General features: G+C 66.1%; 22 protein-coding genes and 2 pseudogenes. 13 read left to right on the plus strand and 11 right to left on the minus strand.

What is annotated here, in order from left to right; genetic code table 11:
• Positions 1-142: 142 nt before the first annotated feature.
• The gene (locus ACRXBZ_RS23160) at positions 143-1,216 is read right to left on the minus strand and encodes a peroxidase-related enzyme (protein ID WP_433880884.1); all 1,074 of its coding nucleotides are present in this window, start codon (positions 1,214-1,216) and stop codon (positions 143-145) included.
• A gap of 162 nt (positions 1,217-1,378) precedes the next feature.
• Between ACRXBZ_RS23160 and ACRXBZ_RS23165 the strand changes: the two genes are divergently transcribed.
• A complete protein-coding gene (locus tag ACRXBZ_RS23165; RefSeq protein ID WP_433880885.1) occupies positions 1,379-2,113 on the plus strand; it encodes a TetR/AcrR family transcriptional regulator in 735 nt (244 codons plus the stop codon).
• Between the two features lie 602 nt (positions 2,114-2,715).
• Here the strand turns inward: ACRXBZ_RS23165 and ACRXBZ_RS23170 are convergent.
• Positions 2,716-2,937: pseudogene (locus ACRXBZ_RS23170) on the minus strand (leucine zipper domain-containing protein); the annotation flags it as partial.
• Between the two features lie 742 nt (positions 2,938-3,679).
• Here ACRXBZ_RS23170 and ACRXBZ_RS23175 point away from each other — a divergent pair.
• The gene (locus ACRXBZ_RS23175; RefSeq protein WP_433880886.1) at positions 3,680-5,464 is read left to right on the plus strand and encodes a hypothetical protein; all 1,785 of its coding nucleotides are present in this window, start codon (positions 3,680-3,682) and stop codon (positions 5,462-5,464) included.
• Positions 5,465-5,563: 99 nt separating this feature from the next.
• Here ACRXBZ_RS23175 and ACRXBZ_RS23180 read toward each other — a convergent pair whose 3' ends face one another.
• The 4 genes and pseudogenes from ACRXBZ_RS23180 to ACRXBZ_RS23195 form a co-directional block, all read right to left on the minus strand.
• Entirely contained in the window at positions 5,564-5,863 is a 300-nt protein-coding gene (locus ACRXBZ_RS23180; RefSeq protein ID WP_433880887.1) for a hypothetical protein, read from the minus strand.
• A 230-nt stretch (positions 5,864-6,093) separates the two neighbouring features.
• Positions 6,094-6,512: pseudogene (locus ACRXBZ_RS23185) on the minus strand (MarR family winged helix-turn-helix transcriptional regulator).
• A 1-nt stretch (position 6,513) separates the two neighbouring features.
• On the minus strand, positions 6,514-7,437 hold the full coding sequence (locus ACRXBZ_RS23190; RefSeq protein ID WP_433880888.1) for an RNA polymerase sigma-70 factor: 924 nt from the start codon (positions 7,435-7,437) through the stop codon (positions 6,514-6,516).
• 126 nt (positions 7,438-7,563) lie between these two features.
• Positions 7,564-8,037: a carboxymuconolactone decarboxylase family protein gene (locus tag ACRXBZ_RS23195; protein ID WP_433880889.1), complete on the minus strand. Its 474-nt coding sequence runs from the start codon at positions 8,035-8,037 to the stop codon at positions 7,564-7,566.
• A gap of 476 nt (positions 8,038-8,513) precedes the next feature.
• Here ACRXBZ_RS23195 and ACRXBZ_RS23200 point away from each other — a divergent pair, with 476 nt between their 5' ends.
• The 5 genes from ACRXBZ_RS23200 (at position 8,514) to ACRXBZ_RS23220 (ending at position 13,194) form a co-directional block, all read left to right on the plus strand.
• Positions 8,514-9,479 carry a nucleoside hydrolase gene (locus ACRXBZ_RS23200; protein ID WP_433880890.1) on the plus strand — a complete coding sequence of 322 codons (966 nt, stop codon included), beginning with the start codon at positions 8,514-8,516 and terminating at the stop codon, positions 9,477-9,479.
• Positions 9,480-9,648: 169 nt separating this feature from the next.
• Positions 9,649-9,831, plus strand: coding sequence for a hypothetical protein (locus tag ACRXBZ_RS23205; protein ID WP_433880891.1), 183 nt, complete (start codon positions 9,649-9,651; stop codon positions 9,829-9,831).
• Between the two features lie 25 nt (positions 9,832-9,856).
• A complete protein-coding gene (locus ACRXBZ_RS23210) occupies positions 9,857-10,450 on the plus strand; it encodes a hypothetical protein (protein ID WP_433880892.1) in 594 nt (197 codons plus the stop codon).
• A gap of 93 nt (positions 10,451-10,543) precedes the next feature.
• On the plus strand, positions 10,544-11,992 hold the full coding sequence (locus ACRXBZ_RS23215; RefSeq protein WP_433877998.1) for an IS1380 family transposase: 1,449 nt from the start codon (positions 10,544-10,546) through the stop codon (positions 11,990-11,992).
• Positions 11,993-12,282: 290 nt separating this feature from the next.
• Positions 12,283-13,194: an SRA domain-containing endonuclease gene (locus ACRXBZ_RS23220; RefSeq protein ID WP_433880893.1), complete on the plus strand. Its 912-nt coding sequence runs from the start codon at positions 12,283-12,285 to the stop codon at positions 13,192-13,194.
• Positions 13,195-13,386: 192 nt separating this feature from the next.
• Here the strand turns inward: ACRXBZ_RS23220 and ACRXBZ_RS23225 are convergent, their stop codons facing one another.
• On the minus strand, positions 13,387-13,665 hold the full coding sequence (locus ACRXBZ_RS23225; protein ID WP_433880894.1) for a hypothetical protein: 279 nt from the start codon (positions 13,663-13,665) through the stop codon (positions 13,387-13,389).
• A gap of 103 nt (positions 13,666-13,768) precedes the next feature.
• Positions 13,769-13,981, minus strand: coding sequence for an HC3 family zinc finger protein (locus ACRXBZ_RS23230; protein WP_433880895.1), 213 nt, complete (start codon positions 13,979-13,981; stop codon positions 13,769-13,771).
• A 138-nt stretch (positions 13,982-14,119) separates the two neighbouring features.
• Here ACRXBZ_RS23230 and ACRXBZ_RS23235 point away from each other — a divergent pair, with 138 nt between their 5' ends.
• From ACRXBZ_RS23235 to ACRXBZ_RS23245, 3 genes are all read left to right on the plus strand, one after another.
• On the plus strand, positions 14,120-14,980 hold the full coding sequence (locus ACRXBZ_RS23235; RefSeq protein ID WP_433880896.1) for a helix-turn-helix domain-containing protein: 861 nt from the start codon (positions 14,120-14,122) through the stop codon (positions 14,978-14,980).
• 3 nt (positions 14,981-14,983) lie between these two features.
• Positions 14,984-15,175 carry a DUF397 domain-containing protein gene (locus tag ACRXBZ_RS23240; protein ID WP_433880897.1) on the plus strand — a complete coding sequence of 64 codons (192 nt, stop codon included), beginning with the start codon at positions 14,984-14,986 and terminating at the stop codon, positions 15,173-15,175.
• A 242-nt stretch (positions 15,176-15,417) separates the two neighbouring features.
• A complete protein-coding gene (locus ACRXBZ_RS23245; protein ID WP_433880898.1) occupies positions 15,418-15,666 on the plus strand; it encodes a hypothetical protein in 249 nt (82 codons plus the stop codon).
• A gap of 232 nt (positions 15,667-15,898) precedes the next feature.
• On the opposite strand, the gene ACRXBZ_RS23250 is transcribed toward ACRXBZ_RS23245, so the two are convergent.
• From ACRXBZ_RS23250 to ACRXBZ_RS23260, 3 genes are all read right to left on the minus strand, one after another.
• Positions 15,899-16,177, minus strand: coding sequence for a hypothetical protein (locus ACRXBZ_RS23250; RefSeq protein WP_433880899.1), 279 nt, complete (start codon positions 16,175-16,177; stop codon positions 15,899-15,901).
• Positions 16,178-16,281: 104 nt separating this feature from the next.
• Positions 16,282-16,494 carry an HC3 family zinc finger protein gene (locus tag ACRXBZ_RS23255; protein WP_433880900.1) on the minus strand — a complete coding sequence of 71 codons (213 nt, stop codon included), beginning with the start codon at positions 16,492-16,494 and terminating at the stop codon, positions 16,282-16,284.
• 118 nt (positions 16,495-16,612) lie between these two features.
• Positions 16,613-17,986 carry an IS701 family transposase gene (locus ACRXBZ_RS23260; protein WP_433878126.1) on the minus strand — a complete coding sequence of 458 codons (1,374 nt, stop codon included), beginning with the start codon at positions 17,984-17,986 and terminating at the stop codon, positions 16,613-16,615.
• Positions 17,987-18,092: 106 nt separating this feature from the next.
• Between ACRXBZ_RS23260 and ACRXBZ_RS23265 the strand changes: the two genes are divergently transcribed.
• From ACRXBZ_RS23265 to ACRXBZ_RS23275, 3 genes are all read left to right on the plus strand, one after another.
• Positions 18,093-18,929: a helix-turn-helix domain-containing protein gene (locus ACRXBZ_RS23265; protein ID WP_433880901.1), complete on the plus strand. Its 837-nt coding sequence runs from the start codon at positions 18,093-18,095 to the stop codon at positions 18,927-18,929.
• 5 nt (positions 18,930-18,934) lie between these two features.
• Positions 18,935-19,120: a DUF397 domain-containing protein gene (locus ACRXBZ_RS23270; protein ID WP_433880902.1), complete on the plus strand. Its 186-nt coding sequence runs from the start codon at positions 18,935-18,937 to the stop codon at positions 19,118-19,120.
• Between the two features lie 237 nt (positions 19,121-19,357).
• Complete coding sequence (locus ACRXBZ_RS23275) at positions 19,358-20,500, plus strand: hypothetical protein (RefSeq protein ID WP_433880903.1); 1,143 nt, start codon at positions 19,358-19,360, stop codon at positions 20,498-20,500.
• The last annotated feature ends 227 nt before the right edge of the window (positions 20,501-20,727 follow it).

Below are 20,727 nucleotides of genomic sequence, written 5' to 3' on the forward strand. Positions count from 1 at the left end.
GGAAATCGGGCCTTCGATTTCCATTGAAATCGGACCGTGGACCGTCGATTTCAATGGAAATTGCGGTGGTTGTCCACAGCCTCCGGCGTGTCGTGCCCCCGACACGCCGGAGCTGTGCGATTTCCATTGAAATTGCGGGGTTTCAGGCGGCCGCGTTGCCGAGGGTCATCAGCAGCCGGTTGTTCCAGGCGAACATCGCCGAGACCGCGACCAGGTCGCGGACGTCGTCGACGTTGAGCCCGGCGGAGTGCAGCCGCCGGATGTCGGCGGCCGCCAGCGCCGCCGGGGTTCGGGCCAGGGCGCTCGCGGCGTCGACGACGGCGCGCTGCCGCGGATCCGCCACGGCGGCCGGACCGGCCGTCGCCAACGCGACCGCGGTGATCTGGTCACCGGACAACTGGGCCTGACGGCGGCCGTGCACCGCGGCGCAGTATTCGCAACCGTTGATCAGCGATGTGGCGAGCGCGGCGAGCTCGCGGTCTGCACGGTCCAACGCGCTCGTCCCGGTGGTTATCGCGTTGTGGAGCGCGGTCCGCTCGGCCAGCACCTGCGGATCGTGTAGCAGGGTCAGGTGGAACGGGGTCGGCTCGGCCTCGGACTCCGGCGGCTCGGCCACCGGATCGACCCACGGAACCCAGCGCAGCACCTGGAACGCCTCGGCCGGAGTCGGCAGCTCACAACCGTCGGCGGTGGCCCCGGCCTCGATGGCGTTCACCGGCCCGGCCGGAACCGGCCCGTCCCCGGCCTGCTCGACCAGTGACAACCCGAGCAGTAACCGGACCCGGTAGCTCACGTACGCAACGACCTGCGAGGCGGCGACGACCTGGGCGGGGCTGAATCCCTGCGCCCGCAACTCGGCGATCTCGTCGAATCCCGCATCGGCCGGATCGAGCGCAACTTGCTCGCAGTGCGCGAGCAGCGCCTGCAACGAATCCGGAAGCCCGGACCAGCGCTCGACGTCCCGGACCGCGTCGGCAGCGCCGTCACCGGCCAGCGAATCGAGCTGGTCGGCCAACTCATCGGCGTATTCCCAGCGCTCGTTCACCAACGCGACGCGCAACGCGATCCGAGTGCGGTCGGCGTAGCTGAGCACGGACTCGTCCGACGGGCGCAGCACGGCGGCATCAACGCTCGCGGTGAGCTCGCGCACGTCCGGCCGGAGCGCGGCCAATGCCTCCTCGGTTCGGCTGACGCGCTCGCTGACGACAGTCGTCATAAGCATCCAATCCAGCTAGAACGGCTTCTCCCGCAATAGTTTTCCACTGCGCGCACCCGGCCATGATCGTGCCCACCTCGCTGGGGGCCGCGGCCGTCGGAGCAGCCACGACTGCCTTGGTGCCATGATTGCGTCGGCACGTGGGAGCACCAAGGGAGAAGCATGGACGGCGAGGCGGTGCCCGCACGGCTGCGTCGGCTCTGGCGCGTTCCGGTCACCTCGCGGCTGGGGCGACCTGCGGAGCTCGACGTGGACCAGGTGGTGCATGCCGCCGTCGACTTGGCGGACCAGCACGGGCTACTCGGGGTCACGCTGCCGAAGACCGCCAAGGAACTCGGCTTCACCACAATGTCCCTCTACCGCTACGTCGGCTCGAAGGATGAGTTATTCGTCCTCATGCAGGACTTCGCGATCGGCGCGCCACCGGAGATCGCGGCGGACGACTGGTGCGACGGCCTGCGGGAGTGGGCCAAGGCCGAACGCCGCATCACCCACCGGCACCCGTGGATGGCCCAGTTGCCCGTTTCGGAGCCGCCGACCGGGCCGAACCAGATCGCGTGGCTGGAAGCCGCCCTGCGCGTCCTGCGCCCCACCAAGCTCGACTGGCCGCAGAAGATCGGCGTGATCATGCTGCTCAGCGGCTACGTCCGGCATTCGACGGTGCTGTCGGAAGAGCTCGAGACCGGTCGCGGCGACATCGACGAACCCGAGGCCACCCGCCGCTACGGCGCGAGCCTGACGAAGCTGATCGACCCGCACACGTTCCCGGAAGTCGCCGAAATGCTGGCCGCCGGTCTCTTCGAGGCATCCCCGGGGCCGGGCGAGGACCCGGCGGAAGACCGGGACTTCACCTTCGGCCTGGACCGGATCCTCGACGGAGTAGCCGCCCTGACCTAGGGGTCCGCATCAGGGCAGGTTGAGCCGCCAGGAGACCCCGAAGCGGTCGTTCAGCCAGCCGAAATTGTGGTCTGCCGTGCAGGTACGCCGCGCCCGCTACGGTGGCCCATTCCGCGACGGCTCGGGCCTCGGCCGAGGTGCCATCCGTCAGGTTGACCACGGTGCGGCCGGCGAGCGCGTCGCCCGCCGATTCCAGGAGTTCGCGCGCTGCTGTCGCCCTTCACACCGACGACCACGAGCGGCCGGCCGCGACGCGTCAGGCCCAGAGACTTGATCAAGTTGTGGATCTCGGCCCGGTAGAGCTTGGCCGGTTCCCTGGTCAGGGGGCCCAGGCGCCGTAGATCTCCAGCGACCCCACCCCGTGCCTGCGACCCCAGGCGTGCAGTGAGAGCGCGACGGCGGCCGGCGGCAGTTCGGGGAACGACTCGCGGACCTCGTCGGCCAGGCGCGGTCCGAAGTCCGGCCAATCGTGGCCGCCGTCAGCCTGGCGGTTGCCAGGCGGCGGCCACCAAGCTGGTGAGGCCCGCGCAAGCCCGGTGCTCGGCCTCGGCGGCGGGCCCGCCGGGCGGTGCCTGATAGCCGGGGACCGGGTCGCCGTAGATCCGCAACCCCACAATCCGGCGCACCACGTGCACGGGCGTGCGCGTCGGGTTGTGATGCGGAGGTGAGCTGCGATTGGCCATCCCTGCCGCACCCTCGGCCGGTAGCGTGCAGCCCATTTCCCGGCGGTCTTGGGCGAGACCATGAACGCCCCGGCCGCCGAGGCGACGGTCCAGCCTGCTCGACGATCAGACACCCAACCGCAGACGTGCACGCGAAGTCAGCGCAGCGTTAGCGTGGGCACGAACGCCTCCCGGTCGTGAACGTGGTTACCGGACATCTCAACTCCACAACCGGAGGCCTTCCGTTCACGAAACGTGTCAAAACGTTCCGTGAGCAGATGACTTGCGCCACCTGCGTTGACCATCAGGAAGACTGGTGGCCTTCACGCTTCCTCGACCACTGCCCGCACGAACGCTGGTCTGACACGGTCTCCACGTGCGTTTGGCCTTGCGGCCGGTTCCCACGCAACTCGCGGTACCTGACGTGTTTCACCTGCCGCCGCAGGAAAACCGCTGACCGGGCTTGGCTTTCGCTCGGTCAGCAAGCAACACACTACACCACGCTCTGTCACACATTGCACAGGATCCGGAACTGTCAGTAACCCCATGCCGTCATTCACGACCGTGTGTCGCGCGATGTCATTCACGACCGTGTGTCACGCGATCAAACCCAGGACGACCTCCCCGACCGGGATCGGCGACTCATGAATGCCAATCCACCACGCCGGGGACTGGCCTCGCCAAGAACCCCGACGGGGTGGCATGGCCTGAGAACCCGCAGCGACGCCAGCCGCTTAGCTGTGGTGTCCGCCAGGCCGTCCGAGGTTCCGCTACCCGCACCGCCACGCAAAATGAGTTCGGAAACAGGCTCTGCAGCGTCTTAAATCAGTCACGGGTGATCAAGTGCGGAACCGGCCGTCGGGCCCTGCACCCTCCTCCCGGGTTGGGGCCGTACGCTTCGGGTATGGAGCGCGACCCGGTCAACAGCCTGCTGCCCGAACTGGCGGCGTGGGCTGAGAAGCAGGAACAACCGGTGCACGGGAACAGCCACGACGCCGAGATCTTGCTCCGGCTGCTGTTCGAGCACGTGGGGCTGGCCGATCTCGCGGAGCTGCGACCAGCGGATCTCGACGAACTGCTGCTGGAGTTGTTCCCCGTCAAGGTGGCCGTTGAACCGGACGAGGACCTCGCCGAGGTGATCGCGACGCTCCGCGAGCTGCTGAGCTTCGCTGGGGACACGGGCCGGATCTCGACGGAGCAGCTCGACGGTCTGCGGCAGAAGGTCGACGAGATCGAGCCGCGGTTCGCCGAGGCCGTGATGGACCCGGCGAACTGGGGAGGCGCCCGCGCCCTCGAACAAGCCCTCATGGCCGAGGGCGTCGACCTGACCGACGAGGCCGCGGTGGCTCGCTGGGTCGACGAGACCGCCGAGTCCCTCGCCGAGTCCCTCGGCGAGGCGCAGCCCTACGACCTCCGGGAGGAGCTCGGGCTGCCCGACCGGTTGCCGCCGCTGCGGTTGCCGTCGGACGAAGAACTCGCCGCCGCAGCGCGGCAAAGCCCGTTGCTCGACCGCGCCCGGCGGCTGGCGTTGCGCACGGTCGCCTGCCCGGTCAACGCCGGTGAGCTGGGTGCCGGCGACGCCGTCGACGTCGCCGGGGAACTCGGCTTCCCGGTTCCGGACGCGGTGGAAGGAATGGCGGACATCCCGGAGCTGGCGAAGCTGTGGGAATGGGCGGCCGAGCTGGAATTCATCGGCCCCGGAACGGAAGTGGTCGAGTTCGGTCCGACCATTGAAGACTGGCCGGACGGCGACGACGAAGCGGTGCTGGACGTCTGGGCGGACGCACTGGGCCTGCTGCTGGAGGCGATCTTCCAGGACGAATGCTCCGAGCTCGATCTCGACGACGTCGCCTTCTATGCGATGGTGTCGTTGTTCCTGGTCCGCAGCGAGGGCGTGCCCGTGGCGGAGTTGCGGGACATGATCCGCGAGATCGCCGTGGACGAAACCACTTCGGATGGCGCGTGGAATTCCTGGGTCCAGCGGTGCGGCGATCCGGCGGAGCGGCTGCTCGCGACCCTGGTCGACCTGGGAGCCGCGCAGGTCGACCAGGGCGTCGCGCGCCTCACCCCGCTCGGCCAGTACACCTTCGGGGGCGCGTTGACCGACGGCGGCGTCGAGGTTCCGCTGCTGCCGCCGGTCGAGGAGATGAGCGCCTTCGACCTGGTGGACTTCGCCAAGGGCGCGACCGACGAAGAACTGGCCGCCGAGACCGAGGCCTGGTTTACGGTCCGCGGAGCCGCCGCCGCCACCGACGACCTGCTGACCGCCGCGGCCGAGGCCGAAGCGGAAGACCGGATGATCGCGGTCGCCATCGCCGCGCCGCTCGCCGAAAACGCGACGCAGCGATGGCAGCAGGCGCTGGACGAACCGATGCTGCGGCCTTACGCGAAAGTGACGCTCCGCCAACTGGATCCGTCCGAGGAGCTCGAATCGACGGTGACCGACGCGGCACGGTTGCTCACCGACATGCTCGCGGCCGCGCTCGACTCGGTTGACCCCGAGGAGCTGCCCGAATTGCTCGCGGAAACGGTGCCCGCGGGGCAGGAGCCGACGATCTTCGAGGAAATGTGGCGCCTGGACCACCCGGCGGTCCGCGACGTCCTGATGCTGATCGGCGAACAGCACCCGGACAAGAAGATCGCCAAGGCCGCCCGCAAGACGTCCTTCAAAATCACCCCAGCCGAGTGATTTCCTCGAGGTGAGGGGCACCCTTGAGCGGTTGTGCCGTCGGTTGTGCCGCCCAAGGGTGCGTGCCCCTCACCTGTCACCTGTCATCGGTCCGGGTGGTCAGGCGGCGTCGAGGAGGATCTTGCGGAAGTCGTCCGGGGCGTCGGCCACGATGTTGTGCCCGATCGGCAGCGACCGGACGTGCCACGCCGAGTCCTCCCGCGTCAAAACCCGTGAGTGTTTTTGGTTGCCATAGGGCCCAAAAACACTCACGGGTCTGCCGGTCGGCGCGTCCCGCGGGCCCAGTCCCGGCAACGTCACCGGGAGCGCCGCGTGTCCCTCTTCGCGCAGCTCGGCCGCCAGCGGCTCGTACCACCATCCGCCGTGGCAGGCACCGGGAACCAGCACGTAGGTCGCCATGTCCGTCTCCTTCGAGGTCGTCGTGACACCAACCGTAGGAGCCGTTTAGGACAGTTCCCGTCCACAAGCGGATTCCGTTGTCGGGGATCCGGTGGGTCCGGGTGCGAGCGAGGTGGAGCGCACGGCCTGCTCGCCTCGATAGACGGCGCAAACGGGCCGTTTGCTCCACGAGGCGGGTTCGCCGACCCAGGCTCGTGAGTGCTCAAGCCGGTTCTTGCCGGAACGAGCACTCACGACGACGTGCCGAACCACCCCGGTACGTCGAGGCGGAACGTCTCTGCCGGCGCCATGGTGCGCAGGTTCGCCTCCAGTTCGCACCTCCGCTTCGCACCGAGGACCTTCGCCCACTGCGACCTGAGCTCCTCGAAGATGGCGGCCGAGCGGGCGAGCACGTCGACGCCCCGGTCGGTAAGCCGGATCAGCTTCCGCCGTGCATCGACGGCGTCGTCGACCCGCTCGACATACCGAGGCTCGCCAGGCGGTCCACGGTCTGGCCCGTGGCCCCGTTTGGAGATCCCGAGCCGACGTCCCAGCTCACTGGCCGTCGCGTCGCGCCGTCGCGTCCGGTCGCCTGCATGGCGAATCCGTGCGCCGGGCGCACGTCGGGGTGTCCTTGCACAGCCAGCTCGGCGTGCAGCCGGTCGATCAGGTCAGTTCTGCTGCCGACGGGCCCGCTTCACCTCGCGGTCGATGGCCCAGGCGTCGGCGACCGGCCCGATGTGGCCGAGCTTGTCGGGATTGATCACCGTGCGGATGTTCTGAATCTGCCCGTCGAGCACATCGAGGACCATGGTGTGGAGCACCTTGCCGTCCCGGTCGCGGAAGATCGCGCCGGGCTGGCCGTTGACCTCGTGCGGCTCGAACGACACATCGATCCGGCTCATCAAGGGGAAGATCGTGCCCAGCACCCGGGCCACGTTCTGCGCGCCCACGATGGCCCTGGCCAGCTGCGGGCTCTTGCCGCCGCCGTCCCCGACCAGCTGCACATCGGCTGCCAGCAGATCCTGCAGCCCGCCCACATCGCCGTCCTTCAGCGCGTCGAAGAATCGCGTCGCCAGCTCCTGCCGCACCTGCCGGTCCGCTTCGAACCGCGGCCGCCCGGCCTCCATGTGCCGCCGCGCCCGCACCAGCAGCTGCCGGCACGCCGCCTCCGACCGCCCCACCGCCGCGGCGACCTCGTCGAACCCGAAGGCGAACACCTCCCGCAGCACGAAGACCGCCCGCTCCAGCGGACTGAGCCGCTCAAGCAGCAGCAGTGCCGCCATCGACACCGAGTCGGCCAGCTCCACCGACCGGCCCGGATCCTGGTACGGATCGCTGAGCAGCGGCTCGGGGAACCACGGGCCCACGTACTCCTCGCGCCGCACCCGCGCGGAGCGCAGCACATCGATCGAGATCCGCGTGACCGCGGCCGACAGAAAAGCCTTGGTCGACGTGGGCCGGGTCGACGAGCCGTCAAAGCGCAGCCACGTCTCCTGCACCGCATCCTCGGCCTCACCGACGCTGCCCAGAATCCGATAGGCGATCGAGAACAGCAGCGGCCGCAGCTCCTCGAACTCCTCGACCTTGCTCACGCCGACTCCACTCTCTTCGAAGCGATCTCCTCCGGCCATGCTCGCGTGATCACCCGGACCGCCGCCAGGCCAGCGCACCACCCGAGTCCGGGGCCCGCAGCCGGGCCCCGAACCAGCTGATGCCGTTCAGTGGAACTGCCCGGGCTCGTAGTCGCCGGCGGGCTGCTGGGCGATGATGTTCAGCCGGTTCACCGAGTTCATGAAGGACACCAGGATCACCAGGGCGGTGAGCTGCCCCTCGTCGTAGTGCTTGGCGGCGCGGGCCCACACCTCGTCGCTGACCCCGCTGGCCGCGTCCGCGACCCGGGTCCCTTCCTCCGCCAGCTCCAGCGCGGCGCGCTCGGCCTCGGTGAAGACCGTGGCCTCCCGCCACGCCGCGACCAGGTTCAGCCGCACCGAGATCTCGCCGGCAGCGGCGGCCTCCTTGGTGTGCATGTCGATGCAGACGGCGCAGCCGTTGATCTGACTCACGCGAAGCGCTACCAGCTCTTGTGTTGCGGCCGGCAGCGGCGAGTCCTTGAGCGCCTTGCCCATCGACATGAAGTACTTGAGGACTTTGCCAGCGGTCGGGTCGGCGAAGTAGTCCAGTCGCGCGTCCATGGTGTGCTCCTCTGCGGTCGTCAGTGGCTACACACCTTGAGACGGGGTAGTCCGATGCGCTGTGACACGGACGAATGTGATCTACGTCTCTCGACGACTGTCTCTGAAATCGTTTTGCGCAGCGGTGCCCTGCGCGCGGAAATCCTCGGACAGCGAATGCGGCAGCTGCGCGATCGGCGGCCGCGGGTCTGGGTGAGCAGCCCTTCCTCGCTGAGAATGGCCAGTGCCTTCCGCAACGTCCCGCGGCTGACCCCGGGCGGCTTCGCGAGCGCGGGCTACGGCGGCAGCTTGTAGTGCTCCGGCCACTGTCCACTGAGGACGTCATCGCGGAACGCCGCCGCGATCCGCACGTGCAGCGGCGCGGGTGCATCGCGCGAGATGCGCGAAGCGTCGTCGGCCGGCACAGGGCAGATTTACAGTACATCCGGCTTCGCCGAGTGAACGAAGATGTGAACAATGGCCGCACTGGAGACGTCATGCTTGAGCGCATCCCACTGGTGATCGACACCGACACGGCGCAGGACGACTGCATCGCCCTGCTCGCGGGCCTGCTCGACCGCCGAGCCGACCTGCGCGCCGTGACGATGGTCGCCGGCAACGTCGACTTCGGCCACCAGGTCCACAACGCGTACCTGACCTGCAACGTCGCGGAAAAGCTCGGCGACGTCCCGATCTTCCTGGGGTGCCGCCGCCCGATGGTCCGGACGTGGGAGAGCGCGGAGAACGTGCACGGTGACGGCGCGGGCGGCCTGACGATGGACCTGACGGGCTGCGTGCCGGAACCCGAGCACGCGGTGGACGCGCTGATCCGGCTGGCCGCGGAGAACCCTGGCGAGTTGTCGATCGCCGCGATCGGCCCGCTGACTAACATCGCGACCGCGGTGGTGAAGGACCCGGACTTCGTCGGGAACGTCAAAACCCTTTACGTGATGGGCGGTTCCAACAACGCCCGCGGCAACATCACCGCAGCCGCCGAGTTCAATTTCTATGCAGACCCCGAGGCGGCGAAGACGGTATTCGCGGCGGGCTTCGAGATCGTGGTGGTCCCGTGGGCGCCGCTGACCCTGGACCAGGCGGTGTTCGCGCAGCCCGCGCTCGACGAGATCGCGGCGCTTGGCACGCCGCTGTCGGACTTCTTCACCCGCGTCTGCGCGGCGACGCTGGAATTCGACCGCAGCGTCGGCATCGACGGCACCACCCACCCCGACTCGCTGACGGCGGCGGTGCTGCTGCACCCCGAGCTGATCCGCCGTAGCGCGCGCTACCACGTGGACGTCGAGACGGCCGGCGAGCTGACCCGCGGTTACGCGGCGATGTCCTGGGGAGTCCACGGCCTGGAAGCCAACGCGACGGTCATCGAGGAGATCGACGCCGAAGCGTTCTTCGACTACATCAAGGGCCTACTGGCCACGAAGACCACCCCAGCCCGCAGGTTCGCCTGACTGCCCGGGTTTCAGGAGCGGGAGCGCCGAGAGCACTGCAACTGCCCCTGGCCCGGTCGCGTATCGTGGCCCACCCACCACTGGTGCTCACGGCCCTGTTAGTCGCGGTGGCTAGCTTCCAGACGAACGCGACCATGCTGTCGCCATCATCGACACCACGAGTTCGACGTTGCACACGGACGTTGGCACGATCGGCCTGAGCGCAACGGCGTTTCTGTTCGTCGCGGGCCTGACGGGCGTGATCCTGCCGCGCTACAGCGACATCATCCGCCGCCGCGCGCTGTTCGGTTCGATCGCGGTGATGGCTCTGGGCAGACTGATCGCTACCTCGCGCCGAATGTCGAGGTGCTGATGGTCGGCTGGGCGCTGCAAGGTACTTGCAGCGCAACGATTTCCTCGGCATCACGCTGCGCGACATCCTGCCGACCAAGCAGTTCGGCCGCTACCTGGGAATCCTGACGGCGGTGAACAGCGGTGTTGCGGGCGTGGACACGCTGCTGGGCGGAGTCATCACGGACACGATCGACGTCCGCGGCATCTTCGGCTTCACCTTCGTCCTAAAAGTGATCGCGGTGGCGGTGATCGCGGCCTGGGTCCCGGACTCGGCGCGCACGGACACCCGGATGGACTGGAAGGGCGCGGCGCTGATTTGCCTAGCCCTGCTGGTCCTGAACGCCTGGCTGACGGCCCGACCGCGGGCTGGTTCGCCCGTGGCCGCTGGCGTGCCTGACGGTGGGCGTGGTGCTGCTGGTGGTGTTCTGGCTGGTGGAGAAGGGGCAGAACGACCCGCGCCTGCCGCTGCCGGCGCTGCGCAGCCGAGGAGTGCGGGGCCTGCTGCTGACGACGTTCTGCACGATGGCGTCGATCTGGGCGGTCCTGACGTTCGTGCACCCAACGCTGGCGCAGAACGCGACGGCGGGCTTCGGCACGAGCAGAGAAAGTCTGACCCGAATCCGCGAGTATGGGTGTGATTTGGGGCGGGATATGGTGATGGGTGTCGCTCTGACCTGGGATGATGTTGATTGTGAAGTCAATTTCATCTGGTCGGAGAGGACACCCATCTGGTGGGCAGTGTAGTTGATGGCCGGCGCACGCTAGCGAAGGTGCGGGTCGGTGTGCCGGATTTGTCGTTGACCCAGGTGTCGGGGATGGCGGCGGTGACCGAGCTGGTGGACCGGCTGGGTGTGATCGCGGAGCTGGATGAGGCGGTCGGGCCGATTAAGGAACGGGACCGAGGCTTCGGGCCGGGTGAGCTGATGGTGGGGCTGGCGTGCGCGCAGCTGGCCGGGCAGGATTTCCTGGTCGGTCTGGACCGGGTACGTGAGGATGCCGCCGGCCAGAAGATCTCGCCGGTGCCGGGATTGCCCTCAACGACCGCAGCCGGTCTGGCACGGCGGTTCACTGATCCACAATGGACGGCGGTGGAGGCCGGGATCGCCGCGGTCACCGAACGCGCGTATGAGCTCTCGCCCGCGGCGCGGCGGGCGCGGCTGGCCGCCTCCGTGACGATCGACCTGGACACCTCCGATGTCGAAGTCTACGGGCGTAAGAAACGCGGCGTGGCCTATAACCATGAGGGCCGGCGTGTGGGGCGTCCGCATGTGGCGTGTTGGGCGGAGACCGAAGCAGTGCTGGCCGCGGAGTTGTTCTCCGGCAACGACGACGCTCGTGCGAGCGCACCGGCGATGTTACGGCGGGCGCTGAAAGGCCTGCCGCGTGCGGTGCGGGGCGCCCGGATACGGCTACGGGCCGACACCGGTTATTTCGACGGTGCCCTCGCGCGGGCGGCGCTGGCCGAGGGTGCGGAGTTCGCGATCGGCGCGAAACGCATCGCACCTCTGTGGCGGCTACTGGACGGGCTCTCGGAGGACGACTGGACCGACGCCCGGGACATGACCGGCGCGCAGGTCGCGGTCGCCTCCTACAGGCCGAACTGGTGGCCCACCGGCACCGAGATCCTCATCCGCCGTGTGAAACTGGACATCTCCCAGGTCTCGGCCGATCCCCGTTCCCGGCGGCGCCGCACCCTGCACCCCAACCAGCGCACCCTGCCGCTGGATGAACTCGGAAGTGCTGACTGGATCTACGCCTACTCGTTCATCTGCACCAACATTGACGTGTCCACCCCAGCCAAGGCGGTCGCGGTCGAGTACTGGTACCGCCACCGCACCACGATCGAAAACCTGTTTCGCGACAGCAAACATGGCGCCGCGCTACGACATCTGCCCAGCGGCTACAAGGAAGTCAACACCGCCTGGATGCACGGCGCGCTGCTGGCGGTGAACATTGCCGCCTGGCTACACGAACTCACCGGCAAGCCCGATGGCGAAACCGTGACAGGACACGGGATCCGTGGCGGCAAAGCCATGATCGCAACCCTACGGCACCGGCTCATCTGCGTCCCCGCGCGCCTGATTTCCCATGCGGGACAAGCCATCCTGCGTCTCCCACCCGGACATCACCTGCTCGCCGGGATCCTCACCACACTGAGAACACTCCCCGCGATCCCCTGACCACCCGGCCCACCGGCCCCGACCAAGGACCCGGACAACGCGAACCCGGCGCGACAACCGGGCCACCACCATGCCCACAACCCAAAAACACCGCAGCGGAGATCAACACCAAATACAACATGATCAACCCAACCCACTATTCACGGATTCGGGTTCTGAGCAGGGTCACTTCACCGGCTGCGGAGTACTCGAACGTGCTTGTCCGCTCCTGCGTGTGATCATCGATGTGGCCGTAGGTCAATTCTGGCGCCTACTTCGTCTGATCGGGTTATAGTCACATGGGTGATCAAGTGACTAAGAGTGATGACGGTCTGGTCGAGTGGGATCTCAAGGTCGATGATGAGTTGCGACGTACCGAGGTCCACGACAGGTTTGGCGGTTCTCGTCAGGGCGGCATTGCGTCGGCGCCAAAAGCGGGCAGCGTGCTTCTGTTCAGCTCTCCGCAGGGGGCGCAGTACGGCTACAAATACGACGGTTGGCGTGAAGACGGTTCCTACCACTACACCGGTGAAGGCCAAGCGGGCGATCAGCGTTTGGTGCGTGGAAACAAGGCGGTGCTAGCGCCAGGACTTGCTTTGCGGCTCTTCGAAGCAGCGGAGCGGAGGAGCTATGTCAAGTACATCGGCGAGTTCACATTGGACCGCGAAGAACCGTACTACCGTGCCGACGCACCCGACGAGGAAGGCGTACTCCGCAGCGCCATCGTGTTCCGGCTCTGGCGTGCCGACTCAGTTCCTCCTGTTCCTGCGGCGAGCGAGCCAACGGAGCCTCAGGTGCAGTCGATCCCTGTCGAGTCAAATGAAGCGGCAGAGTATTCCGCGACTTCCAAGGACAGTTCGATAGTCGCGAAACGTCGAGAAGCGGCGCTGGTGAATCGGTACACCGAGTGGCTTCATAAGCAGGGCAGAGCGGCGACGCGCCGATCGATCCGCTTGCCAGGGCAGGCTGGTCAACTTTTCACGGACTTGTTCGATGAAGGGCTCCGCGAGCTGATTGAAGCCAAAGGAGCAACCTCAAGAAGCGATGTGCGGCTCGCCCTCGGCCAGGTCCTCGATTACGGGCGCTACGTCAAGCACGACCAACTCGCCATTTTGGTGCCAGTTCGCCCGGCGGCTGACCTAGTCGACCTACTCACTTCGTATGGCGTGAGTTGTATCTACGAGGCGAAGCCAGGGCATTTCGCTCGCGTCCAGGCGACCTGAAGGTGTCATCGCGTTCTTCCTGAAGCGCAGGGTGGTCGGTGACCGGGCGCGTGGGGAGGGGGCATTCGCGCCCGGTCACCGGGGTGGGCCGGTGCGGCCGAGATCGGGGAGGTACCGCACCGGCCCGGCTGGGGAGGTCAAGTCTCGTGAGTGGTCGTGCCGGTAAGAACCAGAGGGAACACTCACGAGCGTTCAGGCGCGCAGGTGGTGCCGCCCGGTGGGTTCGTCGGGGTCTGTGGTGGGGAATCCTGCTGGTATGTGGGGATGTTCGTGCCTGGTGTCGGGTTCTTCGGCGGTGCGGGATTCGGCTTCGATGTCGGCTATGAGGTGCCAGACCGTGTAGGCGCCTTCGCCGCCTCCGGCGTGCTGGCCTGTTGAGAACGCGATGGCTCTTGCGGGTAGCTGGGTGGTGAGCATGGCGAGGATCAGCAGGTTGAACAGGACGAAGGTGCTGAGCTGGATCCAGAACATGGTGGGGTTCCTTCCGAGGCGGGACGGGTCGATTTCGCGCGAAATCGGCACTTGCCAGGCGTGGGGTGCGGCGATTTCGCGCGAAATCGCCCGTCCCTGGGTGTCACAGGCGGGTGGTGAGGGTGTGCCAGCAGCGCATGCAGGTGTCTTCGCGGATCCAGTCCACTTCGGGCCGGTCGTGCAGCTCCGCTGCGTTCGCTTCTGCTCCGCAGAACGCATTCACCTGCTCCTCGCGCGGAGCTTTTGTTGCTGCGATGGGGAAAGCGTGGCGGCCTCCGGTCACGGGGCGCCAGACGTAGGTCAAGTAGTCAGCCATCAGGGGCTCCCATCAGAGTCGATTACTCTATGAACTTTGATCAGCACTGAGAGTGTCAGATTTGGTGCCGATCATCAACTTGTCTGATCAGAAAATTTTCCATTCCGACCAGATCGGGTGATCGGATACGGTGTGCGCATGCCCAAGCGCGCACAGCCAACAGTCCGCAAGCGCCGCCTTGCGGCCACGTTGCGCAGCCTCCGCGACCAAGCAGGAGTGAGCCCAGAGCAGGTCATGGAGGAGCTGGACTGGTCCCGTTCGAAGGTCTCCAAGGTCGAGACCGCAAACATGGGGGTCTCCGTACCGGATGTGCGGGTGCTTTGCGAGCTCTACGGAGCTGACCACAAGATCACCGAATGGCTGGTGAAGACCGCCCGCGACGCAAAGCGCCGTGGGTGGTGGGCCTCGTACAACGATGCGATGCCGTCAATCTTCGAGGACTACGTTGAACTGGAGTCTGAAGCGACCTGCGCGCACTACTTTGAGATCGACTTGATCCCAGGCTTGCTCCAGACCGCAGACTATGCGGTTGCGCTGATGGAAACGACCTCTCCGGAAGCAGTAAAGGAGACCACCAGGGCGCGGGCCGAACTACGCATGCGGCGACAAGAGCGCTTGCTGTCTGGCGAAATGTCCTTGTGGGCGATCATCGATGAGTCCGCGCTACTGCGTGGCACGGGCACCGCTGAGACCCGCAGCGGCCAGATTCGGCGCCTTCTGGACGCGATGGACCTGCAGAACGTGGTCCTGCAGATCTTGCCCCTCCGGGCCGGGTCGCATCCGGCGAGCGGATCGCCCTTCGGTCAACTCCACTTTCCCGAGCCGATACCGAGTGTCGTCTTCGTCGACAACGTGGCGGGAAGCCTGTACATCGAGGAACCCGACGAAGTTGCTCGGTTCAGCACCGCCTTTGATCACCTTCGAGCGACGGCTGTAGATGCGAGAGAATCACGAAAGCTGCTCACAGCAGCTTTGAAGGCGGTCGATGCAGAGAGGTGACCCATGGACGTCATCACGAACTGGCGCACGTCTAGCCGTAGCAACGGACATGGCGGGATGTGCGTCGAGGTTGGCAGTGGCACCGACGTGGTTGGGGTGCGGGATACGAAGAATCGGGACGGCGGGACATTAGTCTTCCCGTCGCAAGCCTGGGGATCCTTCTTAGCCGCCGTCAAGGCTGAGCGGTTCGGCTGAACCACGCAGCGCAGCGGGTAGCTGTTTCAAGGCTCCGGCGTGGCGCTTGCGCGAGAGGCGACGACAGTGCTCCCGGCAGTTTCGCCGGGGGCACTGTCGTTGATGTCGCTGCCGTCGGCCGGCCCCTGAAAAAACTGAACAGGGCCGACGCGGTGCTTGGCCGCCTGCGCCGAAGACCTGCGTCGACCAAGATCTCGTTGCGTCAACGGCTGCGTGCTCATGCAAGAACCCACTGGCCCCGGGTGGCCGACCTGCGGTTTCGCTACCGCGGCCAGTTCGCCTACGTCGAGGGCGAACTGACAGACGGCGAGGTCTGGCCGCTGATACGCCTGAGGTACACAGGCTCGGCCGGCCAATGGGGCTTCGCGCTGTACCTGGCCAGTTCCGGGAAGTACGAAGACCAGATCCTGCCCAGCGGCCTCCCCGTAGGCAGCCCGGAAGAAGCCCTCGATTGCGCAGCCAGTCTCTACCTCACAACACCCGACATCTGACCCGCACAAGACCCACAGGCAGTCAACCCCCGAAAAACTTCCGGCGGCGACCACTTAGGTGTGTCCGGTTGGGTCGGTGACCGGGCGCGTGGGGCGAGGGGGCATTCGCGCCCGGTCACCGGGGTGGGCCGGTGCGGCCGAGGTCGGGGAGGTACCGCACCGGCCTGGCTGGGGAGGCCAGGTCTCGTGAGTGTTTGTTCCGGTAAGAGCCGGAAGGATCACTCACGAGCGTTCAGGCGCGCAGGTGGTGGCGCCCGGTGGGTTCGTCGGGGTCTGTGGTAGGGAATCCCGGTGGTATGTGGGGATGTTCGTGCCTGGTGTCGGGTTCGTCGGTGGTGCGGGATTTGGCTTCGATGTCGGCTATGAGGTGCCAGACCGTGTAGGCGCCTTCGCCGCCTCCGGCGTGCTGGCCTGTGGAGAACGCGATGGTTCTTGCGGGTAGCTGGGTGGTGAGCATGGCGAGGATCAGCAGGTTGAACAGGACGAAGGTGCTGAGCTGGATCCAGAACATCGGTGGGGTTCCTTCCGAGGCGGGACGGGTCGATTTCGCGCGAAATCGGCGTTTGCCAGGCGTGGGGAGCGGCGATTTCGCGCGAAATCGCCCGTCCCTGGGTGTCACAGGCGGGTGGTGAGGGTGTGCCAGCAGCGCATGCAGGTGTCCTCGCGGATCCAGTCCACTTCTGACCGGTCGTGCAGTTCCGCTGCGTTCGCTTCTGCTCCGCAGAACGCATTCACCTGCTCCTTGCGCGGAGCTTTCGTTGCTGCGATGGGAAACGCGTGGCGGCCTCCCGTGACGGGGCGCCAGACGTAGGTCAAGTAGTCGGTCATCGATGCCTCCTTGGTCTCGGAATCTATCGGCAGTTTCTGAAACTGATCTAGTCCCGTTTTGGGTGAACCAGATCCCCGAGCGGACGATCTAGTACGGCAGCCGCACTTTCCGGTTGGGCTATGTTCGCTGGTCACGACGTAGTCGGGCGCGGTGATGGAACCAGCGGGCGCGAGCTTGGTGTCGGCGTCGCCACCAGACCCAGTGCAGGTGGTGGGTTTCGGGGTGGAGCCGACGGGTGACCAGTGTGAATAGTCGTTTGATCTCGGCGACAGTGAGTGCGATCAGGCCGGGATCCTCGGGTGGCTGCTGATCGGGCGTGGTGGGCAAGATTGGTGCTGGAGCTCGGGTTCTGGCTTGGGCTGCGGTGATGGCGCAGACGGCGAGCGCGGCCAGAGTGAGTACGATGTGCCGCAGCAGTGCGGTGTAGAGGCGGACCTGGGAGTGATCAAGTCCGAAGTGGTCTTTTCCGAACTCGAACCCTTCTTCGACTGGCCAGCGCAAGCATGCGACCCGCACGAGGGTCATCAGCGTGATCGGCCGTCCAGCGGGAACGTGACAGTAGTGGTAGGCCAACTCGCCGGTCTGCAAGTGTTTGCGTATCAACAGAAAGTGGCGTGGGCTCGCGGTCGCGATCCAGGCCCAGGCGTACATGCGTTCGCCTTTCGACCCGGTCACCGAGCAGACCTGCCAGGCCCGCTCGTGCTCGCGGCTGGCCAGGTGCGTGGCCACGGTAGCGTCCGCGCGTATCCGCTCACCCGTTGGCAACTCGATGGTGAAGGCGCACCCGACGCGCATCACGTACCCGATCTCGTTGTCCTCCAAGAAAGTCCGTAGCGGGCCCGATCGGCCATAGACCTCGTCGCCCGCCACCCACGGTGGTATCGTCTCATCCGAGATCATGTCAAAAAGAATGTCTTGCGCCAGTTGCGGTTTCGTTCGGAACTCGGTCTTGTCGGGAACACCGAGCGCGACACGGCGATCAGGATCGTCGAGCTGTTCGGCCGGCACATAGATACGGGCACCGACCAGCGCGTGCCCGCCGGGGGTGGCGTACGAGCAATAGACTGTGTTCACCCCATTCGCGACCCGGCCCGCGCAGCCCATGTACTGCCGTTTGGCGCCCGCAGTGCATTCCCCCTGTTTCTCCTGACCGGACTCGTCCAGCGCCACCACCCGCAACGGCTGGTCTCCTAACTGGTCGACCACGAACCGTCGCACCACCCCCTGAACCTGATCGTGGTCCCACACCGCGTGATTGAGCAGCCGCTGCATCCGATCCGGAGTCCGGTCTCCCGCGTGCTCGGCGATGGTCCACCCGTTCTTGCGCGGCAGATCACTCATCAACCCGGACATGTACTTCCTGGCCTGCCCAAACGGCTTCGCCCGCGCGAAACACGGCCTCAACCGTCCGTGCAGCACCTCCAGGTTCGCCACCGCACGCGCACCCTCTACCATGACAGCCGCAGCCGCCTCACGATCTTCTTGCGTCACAACATGATCATCGCGAGGCGGCTGCCCGCCTGATTAACCGGGCCCCCTCAACGCCCCTGACCAGCCAAGATCACGAAAGTGCGGCTGCCGTACTAGGCTGCTCAACATGAATGGCAGTGCTCGTGCGCGGGGTTTGGGAGCTGAACTGCGGCAGTTCCGGAGCCAGAGCGGCTACAAGCAGGAAGACGTTGCGAAGCGACTCGGCTTGTCGAAAGCGACGATGAGTCGGATCGAGAACGGCACGAAGGCGGTCACCGAAGCCGACGTGTCCGCGATCCTCGCCATACTCGGCGTGACAGGCGAGGACCGTAACCGCCTACTGAAGCTCGCTCGCGAACAGGATCAGCCCGGCTGGTGGGAGACCGGCGTTCCAGGCTTGCCGAAGCAGCTCACCGGTTTGCTGGAGTTCGAGCGAGATGCGAGCCAGATCAGCTGCCTCGGCATGGTTCTGGTTCCAGGACTGTTGCAAACGAGTGACTACGCGCGGGCCGTTATGCATGGCAGCGACGTTGACGCCGCTGATATCGAAGCGCGCGTTGCGATTCGCCTCGGACGACAGGAGAGTCTCACCAAGCCCACTCCTGCAGGGTTCCGTGCGTTCATTGACGCAAGTGTGCTTCGGCGGGTTGTCGGAGGGACGCGCGTGATGGCGGAACAGTTGCGCCACATCTTGAAGATGGCCCGGCGTCGAAACGTGACTGTCCAGGTCATCCCGGAGGAAGTCGCAACGCATCCTGGCCTCGAAGGATCCTTCGTCCTGCTCGACTTCCCGAAAGCTCGCTCGATCGTCCACTTGGAGCAGCGCAGGCTGGGCGCGTTCCTGGACGAGCCCGCTGACGTTGCCGATTACGCGAAAGTGCTGGATACACTCGAACGGGTGACGCTGAGTCCTGCGGATTCGGCGAAGCTGATCGCAACGCGGGCTGACGAGCTAGAGGGGTGAAAGTCGTGGCATTCCAGACCTGGCGGAAGTCCAGCCATAGTGCGAGCCAGTCTGACTGTGTCGAGGTCGGCACCGGGACCGACGGGATCGGGGTGCGGGACACCAAGGACCGGGCTGGGGGGACGTTGGTCTTCCAGTCGCAGGCCTGGGGATCCTTCTTGGTCGCCGTCAAGGCGGAGCGCTTCGGCTGAACTGCAGAGCGCGGCATGGTTGTTGCTTCCCGAGGCTTCGACGTGCCCCGGCGGTTTCACCGGGGCACCGTCGTTGTCGCTCGTGGCAAGTCGGTCGACCGGTCTCTGAAGACCGCGGACCGCGCGGACGTCATGCTTGGCTGCCTGTGCGGAAGGCTTGGCCAGGTGACTCGGTTGGGCTGGCGGCGCGTAGCCTGCACGGGCGACGAACGATCAACCTTCCAGCGCGGGGCACCGGTGAGCGAGTACCAGTACTACGAGTTCTTGGCTATTGATCAGCCGCTTGATGAACAGCAGCAGCTCGAACTTCGGGATCTTTCGAGTCGGGCTGACATTTCTGCGACCAGGTTCGTCAACGAGTACCACTGGAGCGACTTCCGGGGCCGTCCGCGCGTATTGATGGAGCGTTACTTCGACGCTTTCCTCTACTTCGCGAACTGGGGAGACCGGCAGCTGATGCTTCGGTTGCCCGCGGGGCTGCTTGATCTCGAGACGGCGCAGCGTTACTGTGTCGATGACGATCTGACCAGTGCTTGGCAGCATGGTGACCACGTCATTCTCAGTTTCACGTACCGCGACGAAAGCGGCGAGTGGGAATACACCAGCGATCCGAAGTTGGGTGTACTGCTTCCGATCCGCGAGGAGGTGGCCGGTGGCGACTACCGTGCTCTTTATCTCGCTTGGCTGGCGACGATCGGTTTTTACCTTGAGTGGGAGGACATCGATGCCGAAGAGGTCGAACCTCCCGTTCCCGCTGGGCTTTCGAAGCTGACCGGCCCCCAACGCGCACTGGTTGAGTTCCTCCGGATCGATGAAGACCTGCTGGCCGTTGCGGCACAAGCCAGCGCGCCGCTCGGCGCCAGGCCGTCGGATGATGGGCTCGCCAAGTTCGTGGAAAGCTTGCCGCAGAAAGAAAAAGACGCGCTCCTCGTCCGCGCCGCGACTGGCGATGGTAGTGGCATTGCGGATATCCGGCGACGCTATCGAAGTCTGCACGCGACTGCGCCTTTGACGGGCTCCCGCACGGTTGGTGAGTTGTTGGATGCAGCGTCAGGGCGGGAAGCGGTGAGGCAGCAGGAGGAGACTCGCCGCGCCGAAGAGTTGCGCGCCCGCCGTGATCGCGAGGCCGCTGCCGCTCGCGAGAAGCGGCTTGATGCGCTCGCCGCTGACGAGGAAGCCGCTTGGCAGCGGGTGGACGAACTGATCGCCACCAAGAACCAGCGCGAATACGACGCGGCCGTCGGTCTCCTTATCGATCTCAAGGCTCTCAGTGCACGGAGTGGTGACGAGCCGAAGTTCGCCAAACGCTACGAACAACTTCGAAATGATCATCGCCGCAAGCCGAGCCTGATGCAACGTTTCGACGTCGCAGGGCTTTGAGATTTCTGCAAGCCTTTGGCGGAGCCCGGAAAGCCGTCAACCGCACCACGGGAAACCGTCGTGGCAGTCCACGCCGAAGACCTTCCCGTGGCTCGTTGATCATTGGACGCGGCGGGGGCTGGGAAGCTGCGGCTGGTGTAGCCGGGGCGTCCAGCCCGTCCGTCACGGGAAGGACCATATCCGCCACTGGTAGTAATGCTCTCCGTTGCTGTTGTGGAGCGCGGCAT

Source organism: Saccharopolyspora hattusasensis, assembly GCF_050972075.1.
In the GTDB taxonomy this organism is placed as follows: Bacteria; Actinomycetota; Actinomycetes; order Mycobacteriales; family Pseudonocardiaceae; genus Saccharopolyspora; species Saccharopolyspora hattusasensis.

Excerpts from the sequence above, each read along its gene's own strand:
- ACRXBZ_RS23160 (WP_433880884.1), bottom strand. The coding sequence starts at position 1,216 with ATGACGACTGTCGTCAGCGAGCGCGTCAGCCGAACCGAGGAGGCATTG.
- ACRXBZ_RS23165 (WP_433880885.1), top strand. The coding sequence starts at position 1,379 with ATGGACGGCGAGGCGGTGCCCGCACGGCTGCGTCGGCTCTGGCGCGTT.
- ACRXBZ_RS23175 (WP_433880886.1), top strand. The coding sequence starts at position 3,680 with ATGGAGCGCGACCCGGTCAACAGCCTGCTGCCCGAACTGGCGGCGTGG.
- ACRXBZ_RS23180 (WP_433880887.1), bottom strand. The coding sequence starts at position 5,863 with ATGGCGACCTACGTGCTGGTTCCCGGTGCCTGCCACGGCGGATGGTGG.
- ACRXBZ_RS23195 (WP_433880889.1), bottom strand. The coding sequence starts at position 8,037 with ATGGACGCGCGACTGGACTACTTCGCCGACCCGACCGCTGGCAAAGTC.
- ACRXBZ_RS23200 (WP_433880890.1), top strand. The coding sequence starts at position 8,514 with ATGCTTGAGCGCATCCCACTGGTGATCGACACCGACACGGCGCAGGAC.
- ACRXBZ_RS23225 (WP_433880894.1), bottom strand. The coding sequence starts at position 13,665 with ATGTTCTGGATCCAGCTCAGCACCTTCGTCCTGTTCAACCTGCTGATC.
- ACRXBZ_RS23230 (WP_433880895.1), bottom strand. The coding sequence starts at position 13,981 with ATGGCTGACTACTTGACCTACGTCTGGCGCCCCGTGACCGGAGGCCGC.
- ACRXBZ_RS23235 (WP_433880896.1), top strand. The coding sequence starts at position 14,120 with ATGCCCAAGCGCGCACAGCCAACAGTCCGCAAGCGCCGCCTTGCGGCC.
- ACRXBZ_RS23240 (WP_433880897.1), top strand. The coding sequence starts at position 14,984 with ATGGACGTCATCACGAACTGGCGCACGTCTAGCCGTAGCAACGGACAT.
- ACRXBZ_RS23250 (WP_433880899.1), bottom strand. The coding sequence starts at position 16,177 with ATGTTCTGGATCCAGCTCAGCACCTTCGTCCTGTTCAACCTGCTGATC.
- ACRXBZ_RS23255 (WP_433880900.1), bottom strand. The coding sequence starts at position 16,494 with ATGACCGACTACTTGACCTACGTCTGGCGCCCCGTCACGGGAGGCCGC.
- ACRXBZ_RS23265 (WP_433880901.1), top strand. The coding sequence starts at position 18,093 with ATGAATGGCAGTGCTCGTGCGCGGGGTTTGGGAGCTGAACTGCGGCAG.